The sequence below is a fragment of the Streptomyces sp. NPDC101132 genome (assembly GCF_044759225.1).
In the GTDB taxonomy this organism is placed as follows: Bacteria; Actinomycetota; Actinomycetes; order Streptomycetales; family Streptomycetaceae; genus Streptomyces.
Genome location: NZ_JBIVYX010000003.1, coordinates 190,248 through 209,225, shown reverse-complemented (window position 1 = coordinate 209,225; position 18,978 = coordinate 190,248). Strand labels below are relative to the sequence as shown.

Genomic DNA, 18,978 nt, shown 5'->3' with positions numbered 1-18,978 from the left:
GGTTTGGGGGGGGCTGTGTTTTTTGTGGTCGTCGGGTTTATTTAAGATTTTTTTTTCAACGCCCCCCCCGGGGGCCCCCCCCCCCCCGCCGGGGGGGGGGGGGGCCCCGCCGCCGTATTGTCTACGCACGAAGGCCCTGTCGACCCACAGGAGATGAATCCCAGATGATCACCCCACCCGTGGTGCACTCGCTGCGCGAGCAGATCCGCGAGCACATCGTGGAGGGGATCGTCAGCGGCCGCTGGAAGCCCGGCGAGCGCATCGTGGAGCGCCGGATCGCGGTCGAGCTGGAGGTCAGCCAGACCCCCGTGCGCGAGGCCCTGCGCGAGCTGGAGACGCTGCGGCTGATCGAGTCGGCGCCCAACAAGGGCGTCCGGGTGCGGAACCTGTCGGCGGCCGACCTGGAGGAGATCTACCCCGTCCGGGCCGGCCTGGAGCAGATCGCCGCGGAGCTGGCGGCCCCCACCCTGGCGACCGACACCTCGGCCCTGGAGCCGCACGTGGCCGCCCTGCGGGAGGCCGACCGGCTCTCGGACGGCACGGCCCAGGTGCGGCACACGGTGGCCTTCCACCGCGAGATGGTGCGGGCGGCCGGGAACAGCGTCCTGCTGCACACCTGGGAGAGCCTGGGCATCGAGGTGTTCACCGCGCTGTCGATCCGCTGGCTCGGCACGGTGCAGAAGTCGTACGCCGAAGAGCACGAGGCGCTGGTCGAGGCCTTCCGCAGAAGGGACCCGGAGATCGGCGTACTGGTGAAGCACCACGTGCTCGGATGTGCACCCAGCGCCTGACTTGCCCCGTTTTGAGATGGCATTCCGTGCCCAAATTTACGGCACGGAGTGCCAACTTTTATGTAATGACCATTTTTTCGTCAGATTCCTTTGATCGATCATCGATCAGGGACTTACAGTCTTCGGCGGGCCACAACCAGGCCCGCGGCCCTGTCCTGCCAGTCAGGGAACAGTTCTTCACCCCCTCCCACGTACCGGAAGGCGGCGCACACCGATGTCCGACCCCGTAGGAAAGCTTCCGAGCGAGCTCGACCAGCTCCCGGACCGCGACACCGAAGAGACCGCCGAATGGGCGGCCTCCCTGGATGCCGTCGCCAAGGCCGCCGGTACGCACCGCGCCGAATACCTGATGCGCCGTACGCTCCAGCACGCCGAGGCCGCCGGGCTCGCCCTGCCGAAGCTCCTGGAGACGGACTACGTCAACACCATCCCCACCGCCGCGGAGCCCGAGTTCCCCGGTGACCTGGAGATGGAGTCCCGCATCACCGCCTGGAACCGCTGGAACGCGGCCGCCATGGTGACCCGCGGCTCGAAGTACGGCGTCGGCGGCCACATCGCCACCTTCGCCTCCGCCGCCTGGCTCTACGAGACCGGCTTCCAGCACTTCTTCCGGGGCAAGGAGGCCGACGGCTCGGGCGACCAGCTGTACGTCCAGGGCCACGCCTCCCCCGGCGTCTACGCCCGCGCCTTCCTCGACGGGCGCATCAGCGAGCAGCAGCTCGACAACTTCCGGCAGGAGTCCGGCGGCAACGGCCTGCCCTCCTACCCGCACCCGCGCCGGCTGCCCTGGCTGTGGGAGTTCCCCACGGTCTCCATGGGCCTCGGCCCCCTCTCCGCGATCTACCAGGCGCGCTTCAACCGCTACCTGGAGAACCGGAAGATCAAGGACACCTCCAACTCGCACGTCTGGGCCTTCCTGGGCGACGGCGAGATGGACGAGCCCGAGTCGACCGCGGCCCTCGCGCTCGCGGCCCGCGAGGGCCTCGACAACCTGACCTTCGTCATCAACTGCAACCTGCAGCGCCTCGACGGCCCGGTCCGCGCCAACTTCCGCGTGGTCCAGGAGCTGGAGGGTGCCTTCCGCGGTGCCGGCTGGAACGTCGTCAAGACGCTCTGGGGCTCCGCCTGGGACGAGCTGTTCCAGCTCGACACCACGGGCGCGCTGGTCCGCCGCCTCCGCGAGGTGCCGGACGCGCAGTTCCAGACGTACGCGACCCGCGACGTGGCCTACATCCGCGAGCACTTCTTCGGCGTCAACCCGGCGCTGGTCCAGCTCGCCGCGGTGCTGACCGACGCGAAGATCGCCGAGTGCTTCCACACCTCGCGCGGCGGCCACGAGCCCCGCAAGGTCTACGCCGCGTACAAGGCCGCCCTGGAGTTCAAGGGCGCGCCGACCGTGATCCTGGCGCAGACGGTCAAGGGCTACACCCTGGGCCCCGGGTTCGAGTCGAAGAACGCGAACCACCAGATGAAGAAGCTGACGATCGACGAGTTCAAGGGCATGCGCGACCTGCTCGGACTCCCGATCCCGGACAGCGCCTTCGCCGACGGCCAGGTCCCCTACGGCCACCCGGGCGCCGACTCCCCCGAGGTCCGCTACCTCCAGGAGCGCCGCGCGGCGCTCGGCGGTCCGGCCCCGGCCCGCCGCGTGCACCACGTGCCGCTGCCGCAGCCCGCGGACAAGTCGTACGCGCCGCTGCTCAAGGGCTCCGGCAAGCAGGAGATGGCCACCACCATGGCCTTCGTCCGCCTGGTCAAGGACCTGATGCGGGACAAGGAGACCGGCCGCCGCTGGGTGCCGATCGTCCCCGACGAGGCCCGCACCTTCGGCATGGAGTCCCTCTTCCCGTCGGCCGGCATCTACTCGCCGCTGGGCCAGACGTACGAGCCGGTCGACCGCGACCAGCTGATGTACTACAAGGAGGCCAAGGACGGCCAGATCCTCAACGAGGGGATCACCGAGGCCGGCGCCATGGCCGACTTCATCGCCGCCGCCACGTCGTACGCGACGCACGGCGAGACGATGATCCCGTTCTACATCTTCTACTCGATGTTCGGCTGGCAGCGGACCGGCGACCAGATGTGGCAGCTCGCCGACCAGCTCGGCAAGGGCTTCATCGTGGGCGCCACGGCCGGCCGCACGACGCTGACCGGTGAGGGCCTCCAGCACGCCGACGGCCACTCGCATCTGATCGCGGCCACCAACCCGGCCTCGCTCAACTACGACCCGGCCTTCGCGTACGAGATCGCGGTGATCGTCAAGGACGGTCTGGAGCGGATGTACGGGGAGAACCCCGAGGACGTCTTCTACTACCTGACGGTCTACAACGAGCCGAAGCCCCAGCCCGCGATGCCCGAGGGCGTCGAGGAGGGCATCGTCAAGGGCCTCTACCGCTTCAACACGGCGGCGGACCTCGGCGAGGCGGCCCCGGCCGCGGACGCCCCGAAGATCCAGCTGATGGCCTCGGGTACGGCCATCCACTGGATCCTGGAGGCCCAGAAGCTGCTGGCCGCCGACTGGAACGTGGCCGCCGACGTGTGGTCCGCCACCTCCTGGGGCGAGCTGCGCCGCGACGCGCTGGAGTGCGACGAGGCGCTGCTGCGCGGCGAGGAGCGCACCCCGTACGTGACCCGTGCGCTGGAGGGCGCCACCGGCCCGGTGCTGGCGGTCTCCGACTGGATGCGCCAGGTTCCGGACCAGATCAGCCAGTGGGTCCCGCAGGACTACACCTCGCTGGGCACGGACGGCTTCGGCCTCTCCGACACCCGTGAGGGCGCCCGCCGCCACTTCGGCGTCGACCCGCAGTCCATCGTGGTCGCCGCCCTGGCCCAGCTCGCCCGCCGCGGCGAGGTCCCGGCCTCGGCGGTCAAGGAGGCGCGGGAGCGCTACGGCCTGTAGGACGGCCCGCCCGTGACGTGAGCGGTCGCACCCCTGGGGGAGGGGTGCGGCCGCTCGCCCGTTCCCGGTGGGCGCGGCGGCCGCCCGGCCCGCGGCGGCGTGCGGTCAGCGGTAGTCGTCCGGCGTGCGGTTGGCGCCGCCGATCTCGACCTCCTCGATGTACGCCCAGGCGTCCGGACGGCTGCCGTCCGCATCGGTGAACCCGTACTCCCTGGCGAGCTGTCCGCTGGAGAGGGACTGCCCGTTCCAGCGGTGCACGTCCGGGTCCGCGGCCAGGGCCGCCACCGCGCGTGCGACGTAGAGGGGGGACTCCGAGACGCCGAAGCCGGGGACCTTCGCGGTGGCGTCGCGCCAGTTCGCCTCCGTCACCCCGAAGGCCTCCAGCATCTGCTCGGAGCGCAGCCAGCCGGGGGTCACCGAGACGGCCGTGCAGCCGGTGTCCCGGAGGTCGTGGGCGAGGGTGGCGGCCATCCGGATGGGTCCGTTCTTGGCCAGGTCGTAGAAGAAGTTCTCGCGGAAGCGCTCGTTGGTGCGCGCGGTGCCGTCGGTGATCTCCACGACGAGCCCGCCGGGGTTCCGGATGAGCAGCGGCAGGGCGTGCCAGCTGGTGATGATGTGGCTCTTCACGCCCAGTTCCAGCATCCGCAGGCCGCGGTCGAGTTCGGTCTCCCACATCCGCTTGCCGAAGACCACCAGGTGCTCGCCGCCCCAGAGGTCGTTGACCAGGACGTCGAGGCGGCCCCGCTCGGCGTCGATGCGCTCGACGAGGGCGCGTACCTGCTCCGGATCGAGGTGGTCGGCGACGACGGCGACGCCCTCGCCGCCGGCCGCCGTCACCAGCTCGGCGGTCTCCTCGATGGTCTCCGTCGTCCGTCCCACCTCGCTGGCCTGCTGCCGGCTGGTGCGTCCGGTGACGTACACGGTGGCGCCCGCCGCCCCCAGTCCGACGGCGATGGCCCGGCCCGCGCCGCGGGTGGCACCGGCCACGAGGGCGGTTTTTCCGCTGAGGTCTCCCATGCGACGGATTCTCGCGGTGGCGGGGGCCGTGCGCACCCGTGATGCTGGATCCCGTGATGGACGAGACGGAGTTCTGGGAGATCGTCGACAGCACCCGCGAGGCCGCCGACGGCGACCCCGAGAAGCATGCCGACCTGCTGGTGGAACGGCTGACGACGCTCGACCCGGAGTCCGTGCTGGACTTCGCCCGGCACTTCGAGGCGCGCTACAACCGCGCGTACACCTGGGAGCTGTGGGGGGCGGCCTGGGTGCTCCTGGACGGTGCCAGCGACGACGCCTTCGACTACTTCCGCTGCTGGCTGATCGGGCAGGGCCGGGAGGTCTTCGAGGGCGGGGTGCACGACCCGGACCACCTGGCGGAGCTGCTCGGGGAGTTCGACGAGGAGATCGACGGGGACGGCGAGGAGCTGGGGTACGCCGCCGACGACGCGTACGAGCAGCTGACCGGCGTGGTGGCGCCGGACCTGGGCATCCCGGTGCAGGCGGCCGAGCCGGCCGGGACGCCGCTGGAGTTCGAGGACGAGGCGGTGCTGCGGGTGCGGTACCCGAGGCTCTGGGAGCGGTTCCGGGGCTGAGCTCCGGGGCCGGGGGCGAGCGCCGGTTCCGGTCCCGGGGCTGGGCTCGGGGGCCGGGGCGAGCGCCGGGGCCCGGGGCGTCCCCTCCCCGGCCCCGGGGCGCGGCCTAGGCTCTGTCTTTCGGATCAGGCCGGATCAGGGAGCGGGGCCTGGTGCGTGCGATCGCAAGGCGGAGGAGGGAGTCAACGCGGTGGGGGTACCCCCAGCGGTAGCTGGGGGACGTTGGCGACCGACGACAACGCGGCGAGCGCGCGTGCCAGGCCCCGCGAGCCCGGCCTGATCCGAAAGACAGAGCCTAGTAGTGCGTGCCGCCGTCGATGCGGATCTCGGTGCCGGTGATGAAGGCGCCGTCCTCGGAGCCGAGCATGGCGACCACGCCGGCCACCGTGTCGGGGCCGGCGAAGCCCTGGCCGATGGCGGGGGCGAGCTTGGCGAAGAGCGACCAGTCGGTGTCCTCGGGCAGGCCGGGGCCGGTGCCGGTGGTCATGCCGCTCTCGATGGAGCCGGGCGCGACGCAGACCGCGCGCAGGCCCTGCTTGCTGTACTCGGCGGCCAGGGAGTGGGTCATGGCCTGGATGCCGCCCTTGGTGGCCGCGTACGCCGCCATGTAGGGGTGCGCGAAGGAGGCCGAGGTCGAGCTGAAGTTCACGATGACCGGCCGGTCGCCCCGGAGCAGCGCCGGGATGGCCTCGCGGACCATCAGGAACGTGCCGGTCAGGTTGACCGAGACGACGGTGTTCCAGAGCTCCAGCGAGGTCTTGTGGGTGTGCTCGGAGCGCAGGATGCCCGCGGCGTTGACCAGGACGTCGAGTCCGCCGAGGGTCTCGACGGCGGAGGCGACGCCGGCGCGGACCGCGGCCTCGTCCGAGATGTCGAGCAGGGCGGTGGTGAGGCGGGCGGCGGTGCCGTCGGCGGCGGCGCGGTCGGCGGTCGCCTTCAGTCCGGCCTCGCTGACGTCCACGGCGACGACCCGGCCGCCCTCGGCGAGGATCCGGTGGACGGTGGCCTGGCCGATGCCGGAACCGCCGCCGGTGACGAGGACGCGCCTGCCTTCGTAACGCTGCATGTGTCTTCTCCGAGTACGTAGGTGTCAGTGACTGACCCTACGAGTAAGTGACACGGTTTGCCACCCTGTCAATCCGTGCAAAAGCTCTCCCTCCTGCCGTAGTCTGCGGGGGTGAGATCGCCTCGTCCCTACTCCCCCGCCACCGGCCCCGGCCAGTCCCTCACGGAGCGCCGCAAGGCGGCCACGCAGCTGGACATCGCGCGGGCCGCCTGCGCGCTGTTCGCCGAGCACGGGCCCGACGGCACGACCGCCGAGGACATCGCCCGGCGGGCGGGGGTCGCGCTGCGCACCTTCTACCGCTACTTCCGCAGCAAGCAGGACGCCGTGGCGCCGCTGCTGGCCGGCGGCGGCGACGCGTGGCGGGCGCTGCTGGAGGCGGAGGAGCCGGGGGTGCCGCTGAGGCCGGCCATAGAGCGCGCGATCACCTCGTCGCTGACCCTCCCCGACGGCGAGGAGGGCCTGGAGTGGACCCGCGGGCTGCTGCGCGCCTCGGTGGACGACCCCGCCCTGCGCGCGGTGTGGTTCCGGGTGAACCAGGATTCCGAGGAGCGGCTGGTCCCGGTGCTGGCGCGGCTGGCCGGTGACGCGGCGGACCCGCTGGAGATCCGGCTGCTGGCGGCCGCGGCCACCGACGCCATCCGCGTCGCGCTGGAGGTCTGGGCCGCCGGCGACGCCCCGCAGCGGGGCCCGGGCTCCCCGGCGGAACTGGCCGTACGCTGCCTCCGCGAACTCACGGGCGGCATGAGGGTCCTGGCCCGACGCTAGGCCGTCTCTTTCGGACCAGGCCTTGTGTGCTCGCGGACGGAGAGGGCACCCACGCCGGCTGTGGATGTGCTCGGCCGCCGGGCTTTCAGATCAGGGTGAAGGAGCCGAAGGTGCCCTTCGCCGCAAAGAACAGCCCCCCGTCGCCAGCGGCGGCCAATGCGTCCAGACGCCGACCCGGCAGGGAACATCCCGCCAGCGCACGGCCGTCGGGCCCCAGCCACCGGATGCCGCCGTTGGCGTCCCCCACCAGGAGGCCATCGGCGTACGGCAGTGGCTCGACCACCAACCGCCGATCCGCCTCGACCGACCACGGCGACGTCCCGTCGGCGGGATCCACCGCGAGCAACCCTCCGCCTGACCGCATCATCCAGACCGACCCGTGGACGTACCCGACCGCCCAGAACGGATCGTAGGACCCGAGCCGGCAGGGCCCGTCCGCGCCGATCCCGAAGGTCACCAGCGACGAGGCCTCGCAGACGGCCACCACGCGCTCCGCGTCCACCGGGACGAACACGTTCGCGTCGGGCCCCGCGAGCGGATCCGGCAGCCGCCACCGCACCAGGTCGCTCCCGTCTGCCGGATCGAGGAGAACCACCTCGTACCCGCAGCCAGCCAGCACCCCGCCGGCCCACGAGAGCGTCCGTACGGATGTCACCGGCGACGGTGTCGTCCACCGGACGCCCCCGTCGGCGAGATCCAGGCCCATCATCGGGGTGTAGCCACGCCAACCGCCTATCACCACGGTGTCCGAATGGACCGCGAGGTTCCCCGTCCACCTCGGTGCCGGAGTGCTCCACAGCGACGCACCCGTCCCCAGATCGATGCAGGACAACAGGTCCGGTGCTTGTGGCAACACCAGCACACGGTCCCCCGCGAGGACCATCCCACGCGGCCACGTACCCAGCGGGACATCCCAGCGCACCGCGCCGTCGGCGCCCTCCAGACAGACCAGCCGGGTGTGCCGCTCGTGCAGGACGACACAGTCCGGCCCCACGAGGAAAACGGAAGCGCCGCCCCGCTGGTGCAGTGCGCGCTCCCAGAGCACTGTGGCGATCATTGGGCCATCCCACCACAGGCGGCCACCCTCGACGACGGTGCCCCGTACGCGGCGAGGCTCGGTACGGGGCGGCGCGGAAAGGGCAAGATCCGAAAGAGACGGCCCAGGCCCTGTCTTCCGGATCGGCCCGGAGCGGGCGAGGCACCGCCGCCGCGCGGGGCCGAGGAGGGCGCCGACGCCACGGGGCGCCTCCCGGCGGCTGCCGGGCGGGCTCCGACGGTCCGGCCCGTCCGGCCTCCTCCCGGCGTGCCGGGCCGGTGCCGCGGGCCGGCCCGATACGACCTCCCCGGCGGCGCCGGGCGGGGGCGCCGGGCGGGGGCGCCGGGCCGGGGCGGTGCGGATTCCCTGGCGGAGCGGGGTGGGCGGTGCTGGTGCGGGCCGGTCCGGAGGGGCGGCTCGGGCGGTTCAGGACGGGCCCAGGCGGCCCGGGGCGTGGTCCGAGGCGTGGTCGGGGCCCTCGCCCGGGGCCTGGACCGGGTCGTCGTCGGGGGCCTGGTGCGGGGCGTCGGCCCCGGCCCGGAGCGGGGCGTCACCGGGGGCCTGGCCCGGGTCGTCGCCCGGGGTGGCGTCGGGGGCCAGCAGCAGGAGGGCCACGTCGTCCTCCGGGCCACGGGTGTACGCGTACAGGTCGCGCCAGACCGTGTCGACCACCCCCTCCGGCGGGGCGGCACCGGCGCCCGCCTCGGCGACCAGTGCCGGGAGCCGCTCCAGCAGCGGGTAGAAGACCCCGTCTCCGTCCCTGGCCTCGGTGACGCCGTCGGTGTGGGCCAGCACCCGGTCCCCCGGCGCCAGCCGGACCTCCCCCACCACCGGCCGCGCCAGGCCGGACAGCCCCAGCCCCAGCGGCGGCCCCGGATCCACGACGAGCGGGGTCACGGCCGTACCGCGCAGCCGCAGCACCGGCGGGTGCCCGCAGGACAGGATCCGCACGGCTCCGCTGCCCGGCGGGAACTCCAGCAGGACGGCGGTGGCGAACAGCTCGTCGTGTTCCACCGCCGCGGAGTCCTCCAGCAGCCTGCGGTCCAGCCGGGCCGCCACCGCGTCCAGACCGGCGTCGTCGAGCGCCCCCTCGCGGAACGCGCCCAGCAGCCCCGCCACCGTCCCCACCGCGGCCAGCCCGTGCCCCTGCACGTCCGCCACGATGGCCCGTACGCCGTAGGGACCCGCCCGTACGTCGTAGAGGTCGCCGCCCACCAGCGTGCCGCGCTGCGCGGCCCGGTAGAGCCCGGCGCACCGCACGTCCCCCACCCGCTCCGGCACCGGCGGCAGCACCGCGAGCTGCGCCGCCTCGGCCACCGTGCGCACGCTCACCAGCTGCGCGTCCCGGCGCCGCCGCACCCAGGCGATCACCACGCTGAGCAGGCCCACCAGGGCGACGTTCACCAGGTCGACGCCCTGCGCGTGGCCCACGTCCAGCGACGGCACCCCGAGCAGCACCAGGACGACGATCCCGAAGGCGGCGGTGCCCAGCGCCCCGTACGAGAAGGCGGCGACCGGCGGCAGCGCGGCGAGGAAGAAGCCGAGCTCCACGTTCTCCGGGGTCAGGAACTGGGCGAGCGAGAGCACCACCAGTGCCACGGCCGGGGCCAGCCGGGCCCAGACGGGGGGCGGCGCGCCCCGCAGCCAGCCGGGCTCCGCGTCCCCTCGTCGGCGCCTGCTCACCCCTTCACCCTCGTACTCCCCGGGCGGCCCCGCATTCCGGGTGGCCCCGGACGGACGAGCACACCAGAGTGTTGCCCTGACCGAAGAGCAGCGGACCGGAGGCTCGCCCGTGACCCAGGAACCCGAACTCGCCCAGGAACCGCCGGAAGCCCCGGAGGGCCGGTCGGCCGCCATGAGCACCCGGCTGAACTGGCTGCGGGCGGGCGTCCTGGGCGCGAACGACGGCATCATCTCCACCGCCGGCCTGGTGGTCGGCGTGGCCGGCGCCACCACCTCGCGGACCGCGCTCCTCGCGGCCGGCGTCGCCGGCCTGCTGTCGGGCTCCCTCTCCATGGCCGCCGGGGAGTACGTGTCCGTCAGCTCCCAGCGCGATTCGGAGCGGGCGGCCCTGGAGACCGAGCGGCAGGAGCTGGCCGAGGACCCGGAGGCGGAGCTGGAGGAGCTGACCGGGCTGCTGGCGGCGCGCGGCCTGAGCCGGGACGTGGCCCGGGAGGCGGCCGTCCAGCTCACGGAGCGGGACGCGCTGCGCGCGCACGCCCGCGTCGAGCTGGGCATCGAGCCGGACGAGCTGGCCAACCCCTGGCACGCGGCGCTGGCCAGCTTCGTGTCCTTCACCGTGGGCGCGCTGCTGCCGCTGCTCGCCATCCTGCTGCCGGCCCCCTCGCAGCGGGTGCCGGTGACGGTGGCCGCGGTGCTGCTGGCCCTGGCCGTGTGCGGCCGGGTGAGCGCCGGCCTGGGCGGCGCCCCGCCGCTGCGGGCGGTGGTCCGCAACATGGCGGGCGGCGGCCTCGCGATGGCGGTCACGTACGCCGCCGGCCACCTCCTGAGCGCGAACGGGGTGTAGGGCCTCTCGATCGTGCCGGACCGCTCCGGGCGCGGGAGGGGGCGCCGGCCGGCCCGGGGGACGGCACCGCCGTCGCCTCCCGCGCCCGGCCGCCCCCGCCCCCCGTGACGGGTGGCGCGGACCGGCTCGCACCAGCGAGTTGGGCGCACCGGCGGCTCCGGCACGGGGCGGGCCCGTTAGGGTCGGGGCATGCGGATCGCGGTCACCGGCTCGGCCGGACTCATCGGCACGGCGCTGGTGCGCTCCCTGCGTGCGGACGGGCACGAGGTGTGCCGCCTGGTGCGGCGGCCGCCGCGCGGGCCCGACGAGGCCGCCTGGGACCCGAAGCGCGGGTACGTCGAGGAGTCCGGCCTGACCGGGTGCGCGGCCGTGGTCAACCTTGCCGGCGCCGGGTTGGGCGACCACCGCTGGACCGAGGCGTACAAGAAGGAGATCCGCGACAGCCGGGTGCTGGGCACCCGCACGCTCGCGGCCGCCCTCGCCGCCCTGCCCGAGCCGCCGCGGGTGCTGGTGAACGCCTCGGGCGTGGGTGTCTACGGCGACACGGGCGACCGCACGGTGGACGAGGACTCCCCCGTGGCCGGCGGGTTCCTGCCGTCCCTGTGCGTGGAGTGGGAGGCGGCCACCGCCCCGGCACGGGAGGCGGGGGTCCGTACGGTCTTCACCCGCACCGGGCCCGTGGTGGCCGGCCGGGGCGGCGCCTGGGGCCGGCGGCTGATTCCGCTCTTCCGGGCGGGGCTCGGCGGGCGGCTGGGCACCGGCCGCCAGTACATGAGCTGGATGTCGCTGCGCGACCACGTGGCGGCGCTGCGGTTCCTGATCGACGAGGACGGGCTGTCGGGACCGGTGAACCTGACCGGACCCGCTCCGGTGACGAACCGTGAGATGACGGCCGTGCTGGGCCGGTTGCTGCACCGGCCGACGGTCTTCGCGGTGCCGGCGCCCGCGATCCGGCTGGTGCTGGGCGAGTTCGCGGAGGACGTGCTGACGGGTCAGCGGGCGGTGCCGCGGCGGCTGCTGGACGCGGGGTTCCGGTTCCAGGACCCGACGGTGGAGGACGCGCTGCGGTGGGCGCTCACCGCGGATCGCCGGGGCGACTGAATACGACCGTTGTGCGACCGGCGTGCGACCGCATGCGACCGGACTTGCGCCCACTCCTTAGGCCGACTCGGGTTCTGGTGGAGCGTGTTGGGGGAAGGAGGTTCCCCACACCACACCGCCAGCGCCGACCGACCTCGGGGAGGGGCACGTGCTCAGCAGCGCGCATCACGCGGACGTCGTCATCGTGGGAGCGGGAGTCGCGGGACTCGCGGCCGCCCACCATCTCGTCGGCGCCGGTATCAACGTCACCGTCCTGGAGGCGGCGCAGCAGCCCGGCGGCCGGATGGCCACCGAGACCGTCGACGGGTTCCGGCTGGACCGGATCGGCCAGCTCCTCAACACCTCGTACCCGGAGCTGGCCCGCACCCCGGGGCTGGCCGGCCTCCCGCTGCGGACCTTCGCCCCGGGCGCACTGGTCTGCGGGGACGGCCGGCAGCAGCGGGTGGGCGGCACCAGGACCGCCGCCCGGGCGCTGGCCGGGGGTTCCCTGCTGAACGCGGCGCTGGCCCGGCACGCCGCCGTGCCGGTGGACCGGCTGGCGGCCCGGCCGGAGCGGTCCGCGCTCGCGGCGCTGCCGCGGCCCTTCGCCGGGGTGCTGCGGCCGCTGCTGGCCACCCTGCTGTCCGATGCCGGTCTGGGCACCTCCAGCCGGGTCGCGGACCTGGCCCTGCGGGGCTTCGCGCGAGGGCGGCTCGCGGTGCCGGAGGGCGGTGCGGCGGCCCTGCCCGCCCTGCTGGCGGCCGGACTGCCGCCGGGCGCCCTGCACACGGGGGTCCGGGTGCGGTCGGTGTCGACCAGCCTGGTGCGGACCGAGGAGCACGGTGAGTTCCGCTGCCGGGCGGTGCTGCTGGCGACCGGGGCCCGGGAGGCGGCGGAGCTGCTGCCGGGGCTGCGGGTGCCGGACTTCCATCCGGTGACGGTCTTCCACCACGCGGTGGCGGGCCGGGTGCCGGGGGACGCCTCGCTGCTGCTGGAGGCGGAGGGGCGCGGCCCGGTGGCGCACACCGCCGTGATGTCCGCCGTGGATCCGCGCCGGGCGCCGCTCGGCACGTCGCTGGTCTCCTCCACGGTGCTGGGTCCGCCGCCGGCCGAGCGGGACGTACGGGCCCACCTGGCGGCCCTGTACGGGCCCGGAGCCGGCGTGGCCGACTGGGAGCTGCTGGCCGTGCACCACACGGCGGAGGCGGTGCCGGCCATGCCGCCGCCGCACGACCTGCGGCGGCCGGTGCGGGTGCTGGCGGGGCTGTACGTGTGCGGGGACCACCGGGACACGAACACGGTGCAGGGGGCGCTGTACTCCGCCCGTCGTGCCGCGCAGTCGCTGGTCGCGGACTTCGGCATCCCGGCCCCGGAGCCCCGGGTCCCGCTCCCCGCCGCCGCCTGACCCGTCCCGGGAGGACCGCCCGGCCGCCCCCGCGCCGGGCGGCCGCCCCCTGCCCTGCGAGCCGCCCCGGGACCGTTTCCCGACCCGCCCTTCCGCCGTTCCGCCCCCGGCCACCGCTGCGAGGTGCCCCGGGCTGCGCCCGGACCCCTGGGGGGCTCCGCCCCCACGCCGCCGCTCCTCACACGCCCGAGGGGCTGGAACGCACCACGCGTCCAGCCTCGCCGGGGTTCGGGGCACGCGGTCCGGGGCGGAGCCCCGGGCCCTCGGCCCGCCCGGCAGGTGAGGGCGGAGGGGTCCCTGACCTGTCCCGGGCCTCGGCCCGCCCGGCACAGGCGCGGGATCCGGGGCAGGCCACGAAGGCTTGAGCCCGCCCGGCGCTCGGGGTCGGAGGGGGTCCGGGGCCTGCCCCGGTGAACGGGAGAAGGGCGGGGTGGGGCACGCCCCGCGCAGCGGCAACGGCCCGCACCCACGCGCCACCGCACCCGGCACGGGACCCGCACCCCGCACGGGGGCACCCCACACGGGGGCGGCCAGCACGGGGGCACCCCACACGGGGCGGTCGGCACGGGGGCGGCCGGCACGGGGGCGGCCGGCACGGGGGCGGTCGGCACGGGGGCGGCCGGCACAGGGGCGGCCGGCACGGGGGCACCCCACACGGGGGCACCCCACACGGGGCGGTCGGCACGGGGGCGGCCGGCACGGGGGCACCCCACACGGGGGCGGCCCGCACGGGGGCGGCCAGCACGGGGGCACCCCACACGGGGGCACCCCACACGGGGGCGGCCCGCACGGGGGCGCCCCGCACGGGCGGCCGGGGCGGCCGGGGCCGGGCCTACGGAAGGGCGGCCACCCGGTCGCGGTACGTGCGGACGGCGGCGGCGTCGCGGTACGGCTCCAGGCGCCGCTCGAAGTCGCGCACGTACTCCACCGCCCGCACCGACCGCATCTCCATGGCCTGCTGCGCCGCCTCGGCGCCCAGCGCGCAGGCCTGGTCCAGCTCGCCCAGCCCCAGCCGGGCGGTGGCCAGGACCACCCGGCAGAACAGCCGGGACCGCGCGTAGCCGGGGGCCCGCAGCTGCAGCGACCGCTCCGCGTGCTGCGCGGCGGCCCGGTACTGCTGGAGGTCCCGGTGCGCGTGCCCGAACTCGTCCGCGAGCTGCGCCTCGTCGAAGAAGCGCGCCCAGTGCGGCACGTCGTCCCCCGGCCGCGCGGCACCGAGCGACCGCTCCGCCCGGACCAGGGAGGCCGTGCAGGCCCGCACCTCGCCCAGCACCCCGTGGCCGCGGGCCTCCGCGGCGTGCAGCAGGGCCTGCACCACCGGCGGGGCACCGGTGCCCACGCCCTGCTGGGCGACCCGGGCCAGCTGGACGGCCTCCCTGCCGTGCCCGAGGTACACCGCCTGCCGGCTCATGGTGACCAGCACGTACGACCCGTACGCCCGGTCCCCCGCGGCCTGGGCGAGCCGCAGCGCCTGGACGAAGTACCGCTGGGCCAGGCCGTGCGCGGCGATGTCGTACGAGGTCCAGCCCGCCAGCCTGGTCAGGTCGGCCGCGGCCGCGAACAGCCGCCGGCCGGTGGTCTCGCCGTACGTGCCGCGGAGCATCGGCTCGGCCTCGTGCTCCAGGTACCGCACCAGGGCCTGCCGCGCGTGCCCGCCGCCGTACGCGTGGTCCAGCGCCCGGAACAGCTCGGAGACCGAGCGGAGCGCCGCGATGTCGCCGCCGGTCACCCGCTGTCCCGGGCCCCGGTCGATCTGGCGCTGCCGCGGCACCGTGGTCCGCCCCTGCCCCGGCACCCGGGGGCCGGCCGCGAGCTCCCCGCGGCCCACCCGCTCGTCGGGCCGGCCGATCAGCCAGTCCCGGCTGGGCACCACCAGGCCCGCCGGCGTGAAGGCGATCTTGCGGAGTTCGGCGTGGCTGCCGGAGTCCTTGCGCCACAGGCCGCTGGCGATGTCGACCGCCTCTTCGGGCGTGGCGGCGAATTCCAGCCCCGCGTAGACCGGGGCGCACGCGTCCAGGCCGAGGTCCTGCGCGGAGAGGCGCCGGCCGAGGCGGCGCGTGAAGACCTCGGCGATCAGTGCGGGGGTGGTGCCGCGCGGCTGCTGACCGCGCAGCCACCGGGTCACGGACGTCTTGTCGTACCGCAGGTCCAGACCGTGCTCCAGGCCGAGCTGGTCGACCCGGCGGGCCAGTCCGGCGTTGGAGAAGCCCGCCTCGGCGATCAGTGCCGCGAGCTGCCGGTTGGGGACGCGCTGCGGGGGTCGTTCCGTCATCGGCTCCACGGTCTCCTGACTTCCGGACCGTCGACCCGGCCCTGTGAACGGCGTGAATGTAGCGGCCAACTCCGGCCTCGCCGCCTGCTCTGCCCCACATTCATCCGATCGTGCGAAGAACCGGGGTGCCCCTTTACGGATCACCCCCTGACCCCCACGTACGCTGCCCGGCATGAACCCGCACGTCCCGGCAGAGCCTCCGCACGACTCCGCACCGGAGCACCTCCGGGCCCCGGAGATCACCGAGGCGGAGTGCCGCCGGTGCGGGACGCTGATCGCGGGACTCGACGGGCGGTACGCGTGCGGGGTCTGCGGCTGGGTGAACGACCACTCCGAGGGACACCGCAGGCTGCCCCGCGCCGAGGAGGACCCGGACTTCCCGCGCGGCCGGCGCCGCAGGCCGCTGCCGCCCAGTCCGTACGCCCCTCCCGGACCGGCCGGGACGGCGGCTGCGTACCCTGGCTGAGTGCGATACGTGCACACAGCAGTTTCAACGAGGAGGCGCTGCGGTGGCTGAGCTGCGGTTTGTCCGTCTGGGCTTCGGGCCGGATTCCGTCGAGTACACCGAGGCGTGGGACGAGCAGCGCCGCGTCCACGCCGCCCGCTTCGCGGACGAGATCGACGACACCTGCCTGCTGCTGGAGCACCCCCCGGTCTACACCGCCGGCCGCCGCACCGCCGACAACGAGCGCCCGCTCGACGGCACCCCCGTCATCGACGTGGACCGCGGCGGCAAGATCACCTGGCACGGTCCGGGTCAGCTGGTCGGCTACCCGATCATGAAGCTGCCCCGCCCGGTGGACGTGGTCGCCCACGTGCGCCGGCTGGAGGACGCCCTGATCCGCACGGCCGCCGAGTTCGGCCTGGAGACCACCCGCGTCGAGGGCCGCTCGGGCGTCTGGGTGCTGGGCGACCCGGTCGAGCAGCGCCCCGCGGTCGGCGGGCTGACGCTGGAGTTCGACCCGCGCCTGACGGACGAGGAGTTCGACCCGCGGCTGAACGGCCCCGAGTACGCGCCCTCGAACGCCGGCCAGCGCCGCGAGGACCGCAAGCTCGCCGCCATCGGCATCCGCGTCGCCAAGGGCGTCACGATGCACGGCTTCTCGTTCAACGTGAACCCGGACAGCACCTGGTTCGACCGGATCATCCCCTGCGGCATCCGCGACGCGGGTGTGACCTCACTCTCGGAGGAACTGGGCCGGGAGGTCACCATCGCCGAGGTGCTGCCCGTCGTGGAGCGGCACCTGGCCGAGGTGATGGCCGACGCCACCCTGCTGCCCCGCGAGGTGGAGCGGGAAGCCGCCGCCCCGGCGGCCTCCTGACGGGTCCGGGCGGGGCCCGCGAAGGGCCCGCGACCTGACACCCTCCGGCACCGCGGGAATGCCTCCGGGCACTCTCAGGTTGGCCGGACGTAAGAGCGTACGAATAACGGGCGTACCCTGGTGGGCGCCGAGGAATCAAAAGTCACAGGGAGCCGGTCGTGTCCGCAGTCGCACCCGACGGACGCAAGATGCTGCGCCTCGAGGTCCGTAACGCCCAGACCCCCATCGAGCGCAAGCCCGAGTGGATCAAGACCCGGGCGAAGATGGGTCCCGAGTACAAGGCGATGCAGAGCCTCGTGAAGAGCGAGGGCCTGCACACCGTGTGCCAGGAGGCCGGTTGTCCGAACATCTACGAGTGCTGGGAGGACCGCGAGGCCACCTTCCTCATCGGCGGCGACCAGTGCACCCGGCGCTGTGACTTCTGCCAGATCGACACCGGCAAGCCGCAGGCCCTGGACCGCGACGAGCCCCGCCGCGTGGGCGAGTCCGTCGTCACGATGGACCTGAACTACGCCACCATCACCGGCGTCGCCCGCGACGACCTGGCGGACGGCGGCGCCTGGCTGTACGCCGAGACCGTGCGCCAGATCCACCAGCAGACCGCCGGCCGTGAGGGCGGGCACACCAAGGTCGAGCTGCTGGCCCCCGACTTCAACGCGGTGCCGGAGCTGCTGGAGGAGGTCTTCGCCTCCCGCCCCGAGGTCTTCGCGCACAACATCGAGACCGTGCCGCGGATCTTCAAGCGGATCCGCCCCGGCTTCCGCTACGAGCGCTCGCTCGACGTGATCACCCAGGCCCGCGCGTACGGCCTGGTGACCAAGTCGAACCTGATCCTCGGCATGGGCGAGGAGCGCGAGGAGATCAGCCAGGCGCTGCGCGACCTGCACGAAGCGGGTTGCGAACTCATCACGATCACCCAGTACCTGCGGCCCTCGCCGCGGCACCACCCCGTGGAGCGCTGGGTGAAGCCGGACGAGTTCGTGGAGCTCGCCAAGGAGGCCGAGGAGATCGGCTTCTCGGGCGTGATGTCCGGCCCGCTGGTCAGGTCCTCGTACCGCGCCGGCCGCCTCTACCAGCAGGCGATGGACAAGCGCGCGACGGTGTGACGGACGGAGCGGCCCGTGGGAACACGGGCCGCTCCGCTGTTCCGGTGTCACTCCGGCCCCACGCGCCCCCATCAAGGTTTCATCACTGTTTGACCGACCGGTCACGCACTGGTAACACCAGTCAGTGACGATTGCCGCACGCACCGCACACGGCAGCACGCCGTCCCCCGGCCGAGCGCACCACGAAGGGATCGACACCATGCAGGCCGCGCCCCTACGCGCCACCGCCATCCCGACCGTCACCGACGCGCTCCGCGCCGTCGAATCCCTGCTCATGCGCACCGCGCGCCGCAACGCCTGGACGGCTGTACTGGAGGACCGCCGCCGCGCCAGCGACCGGGTCGAAACCGAGCACGCGCTCGAGGCCGTGGCTACCCGTCTGCCGTAAGACACGTAAACTTCGGTACATGGCGAGGAAGGCAAACGCAGCCGCTGCTGCGACACCCGGGCGATTCAAGCAGATCGCAATGACGTACAAGATGACCCGCAAGGCGGACCCGAAGGTCGGTCTGATCGTGGCGGGCGTGGGAATCGTCACTTTCGGCGTCTTCCTTGCGATCGGCTTCCTGATCGACCACCCGGTCTACCTCGGGATCCTGGGCTTCATCGTGGCCTTCCTGGCGATGGCGATCGTCTTCGGCCGCCGGGCCGAGCGCGCCGCCTTCGGGCAGATGGAGGGCCAGCCGGGCGCGGCCGCCGCGGTGCTGGAGAACGTGGGCCGCGGCTGGACGACCACCCCGGCCGTGGCGATGAACCGCCAGCAGGACATCGTCCACCGCGCCGTCGGCAAGGCCGGCATCGTGCTGGTGGCCGAGGGCAACCCGAACCGCGTGAAGTCGCTGCTCGCGGCCGAGAAGAAGAAGATGTCGCGCGTCATGCCGGACGTCCCGGTGCACGACATCATCGTCGGCACGGGCGAGGGCGAGGTGCCCCTCAAGAAGGTCCGCACGACGCTGCTGAAGCTGCCGCGCGTCCTGGCCGGCCCCCAGGTCACCACGGTCAACGACCGGCTGCGGGCGATGGGCGACCTGATGAGCAACATGCCGCTGCCGAAGGGCCCGGTCCCCGGCCGCGGCGGCGCGCGGATGCCGCGCGGCAACAAGATGCGCTGACCCGC

Annotated in this window: 17 protein-coding genes; 12 read left to right on the top strand and 5 right to left on the bottom strand. The window is 74.1% G+C overall.

Annotation, left to right across the window (positions count from 1 at the left end):
• Positions 1–167 precede the first annotated feature (167 nt).
• Both ACIQUR_RS08520 and aceE read left to right on the top strand, forming a co-directional pair.
• On the top strand, positions 168–791 hold the full coding sequence (locus ACIQUR_RS08520; protein WP_399940513.1) for a GntR family transcriptional regulator: 624 nt from the start codon (positions 168–170) through the stop codon (positions 789–791).
• Between the two features lie 214 nt (positions 792–1,005).
• Positions 1,006–3,690: a pyruvate dehydrogenase (acetyl-transferring), homodimeric type gene (gene aceE / locus ACIQUR_RS08515; RefSeq protein ID WP_403660390.1), complete on the top strand. Its 2,685-nt coding sequence runs from the start codon at positions 1,006–1,008 to the stop codon at positions 3,688–3,690.
• Positions 3,691–3,795: 105 nt separating this feature from the next.
• Here the strand turns inward: aceE and ACIQUR_RS08510 are convergent, their stop codons facing one another.
• On the bottom strand, positions 3,796–4,707 hold the full coding sequence (locus ACIQUR_RS08510; RefSeq protein ID WP_403660387.1) for an SDR family oxidoreductase: 912 nt from the start codon (positions 4,705–4,707) through the stop codon (positions 3,796–3,798).
• A 56-nt stretch (positions 4,708–4,763) separates the two neighbouring features.
• On the opposite strand from ACIQUR_RS08510, the gene ACIQUR_RS08505 reads away from it, so the two are divergent.
• Positions 4,764–5,282 carry a DUF4240 domain-containing protein gene (locus ACIQUR_RS08505; protein WP_399940510.1) on the top strand — a complete coding sequence of 173 codons (519 nt, stop codon included), beginning with the start codon at positions 4,764–4,766 and terminating at the stop codon, positions 5,280–5,282.
• A 295-nt stretch (positions 5,283–5,577) separates the two neighbouring features.
• Here ACIQUR_RS08505 and ACIQUR_RS08500 read toward each other — a convergent pair whose 3' ends face one another.
• Complete coding sequence (locus tag ACIQUR_RS08500) at positions 5,578–6,348, bottom strand: SDR family NAD(P)-dependent oxidoreductase (RefSeq protein WP_403660384.1); 771 nt, start codon at positions 6,346–6,348, stop codon at positions 5,578–5,580.
• 111 nt (positions 6,349–6,459) lie between these two features.
• Between ACIQUR_RS08500 and ACIQUR_RS08495 the strand changes: the two genes are divergently transcribed.
• A complete protein-coding gene (locus ACIQUR_RS08495; RefSeq protein ID WP_403660381.1) occupies positions 6,460–7,113 on the top strand; it encodes a TetR family transcriptional regulator in 654 nt (217 codons plus the stop codon).
• 85 nt (positions 7,114–7,198) lie between these two features.
• Here ACIQUR_RS08495 and ACIQUR_RS08490 read toward each other — a convergent pair whose 3' ends face one another.
• Positions 7,199–8,170 carry a PQQ-binding-like beta-propeller repeat protein gene (locus ACIQUR_RS08490; protein ID WP_403660378.1) on the bottom strand — a complete coding sequence of 324 codons (972 nt, stop codon included), beginning with the start codon at positions 8,168–8,170 and terminating at the stop codon, positions 7,199–7,201.
• A gap of 405 nt (positions 8,171–8,575) precedes the next feature.
• On the bottom strand, positions 8,576–9,832 hold the full coding sequence (locus ACIQUR_RS08485; RefSeq protein ID WP_403660375.1) for a PP2C family protein-serine/threonine phosphatase: 1,257 nt from the start codon (positions 9,830–9,832) through the stop codon (positions 8,576–8,578).
• Positions 9,833–10,004: 172 nt separating this feature from the next.
• On the opposite strand from ACIQUR_RS08485, the gene ACIQUR_RS08480 reads away from it, so the two are divergent.
• From ACIQUR_RS08480 to ACIQUR_RS08470, 3 genes are all read left to right on the top strand, one after another.
• The gene (locus ACIQUR_RS08480; RefSeq protein ID WP_403661415.1) at positions 10,005–10,676 is read left to right on the top strand and encodes a VIT family protein; all 672 of its coding nucleotides are present in this window, start codon (positions 10,005–10,007) and stop codon (positions 10,674–10,676) included.
• 189 nt (positions 10,677–10,865) lie between these two features.
• Entirely contained in the window at positions 10,866–11,777 is a 912-nt protein-coding gene (locus tag ACIQUR_RS08475) for a TIGR01777 family oxidoreductase (protein WP_403660372.1), read from the top strand.
• A gap of 148 nt (positions 11,778–11,925) precedes the next feature.
• Positions 11,926–13,161, top strand: a complete 1,236-nt coding sequence (locus ACIQUR_RS08470) for an FAD-dependent oxidoreductase (RefSeq protein WP_403660369.1) — start codon at positions 11,926–11,928, stop codon at positions 13,159–13,161.
• Between the two features lie 832 nt (positions 13,162–13,993).
• On the opposite strand, the gene ACIQUR_RS08465 is transcribed toward ACIQUR_RS08470, so the two are convergent.
• Positions 13,994–15,433, bottom strand: a complete 1,440-nt coding sequence (locus ACIQUR_RS08465) for a regulator (RefSeq protein ID WP_403660366.1) — start codon at positions 15,431–15,433, stop codon at positions 13,994–13,996.
• A 172-nt stretch (positions 15,434–15,605) separates the two neighbouring features.
• Here ACIQUR_RS08465 and ACIQUR_RS08460 point away from each other — a divergent pair, with 172 nt between their 5' ends.
• The 5 genes from ACIQUR_RS08460 to ACIQUR_RS08440 all read left to right on the top strand — a co-directional run bounded on the left by ACIQUR_RS08460 (position 15,606) and on the right by ACIQUR_RS08440 (position 18,973).
• Positions 15,606–15,899: a hypothetical protein gene (locus tag ACIQUR_RS08460; RefSeq protein ID WP_403660363.1), complete on the top strand. Its 294-nt coding sequence runs from the start codon at positions 15,606–15,608 to the stop codon at positions 15,897–15,899.
• Positions 15,900–15,942: 43 nt separating this feature from the next.
• Positions 15,943–16,755 (top strand): lipoyl(octanoyl) transferase LipB, encoded by an 813-nt coding sequence (lipB, locus tag ACIQUR_RS08455; RefSeq protein WP_403660360.1) that lies wholly within the window; start codon positions 15,943–15,945, stop codon positions 16,753–16,755.
• 158 nt (positions 16,756–16,913) lie between these two features.
• The gene (gene lipA, locus ACIQUR_RS08450) at positions 16,914–17,861 is read left to right on the top strand and encodes a lipoyl synthase (RefSeq protein ID WP_403660357.1); all 948 of its coding nucleotides are present in this window, start codon (positions 16,914–16,916) and stop codon (positions 17,859–17,861) included.
• Positions 17,862–18,060: 199 nt separating this feature from the next.
• Entirely contained in the window at positions 18,061–18,249 is a 189-nt protein-coding gene (locus ACIQUR_RS08445; protein ID WP_403661412.1) for a hypothetical protein, read from the top strand.
• 19 nt (positions 18,250–18,268) lie between these two features.
• Positions 18,269–18,973, top strand: a complete 705-nt coding sequence (locus tag ACIQUR_RS08440; protein ID WP_403660354.1) for a DUF4191 domain-containing protein — start codon at positions 18,269–18,271, stop codon at positions 18,971–18,973.
• Positions 18,974–18,978: the final 5 nt, after the last annotated feature.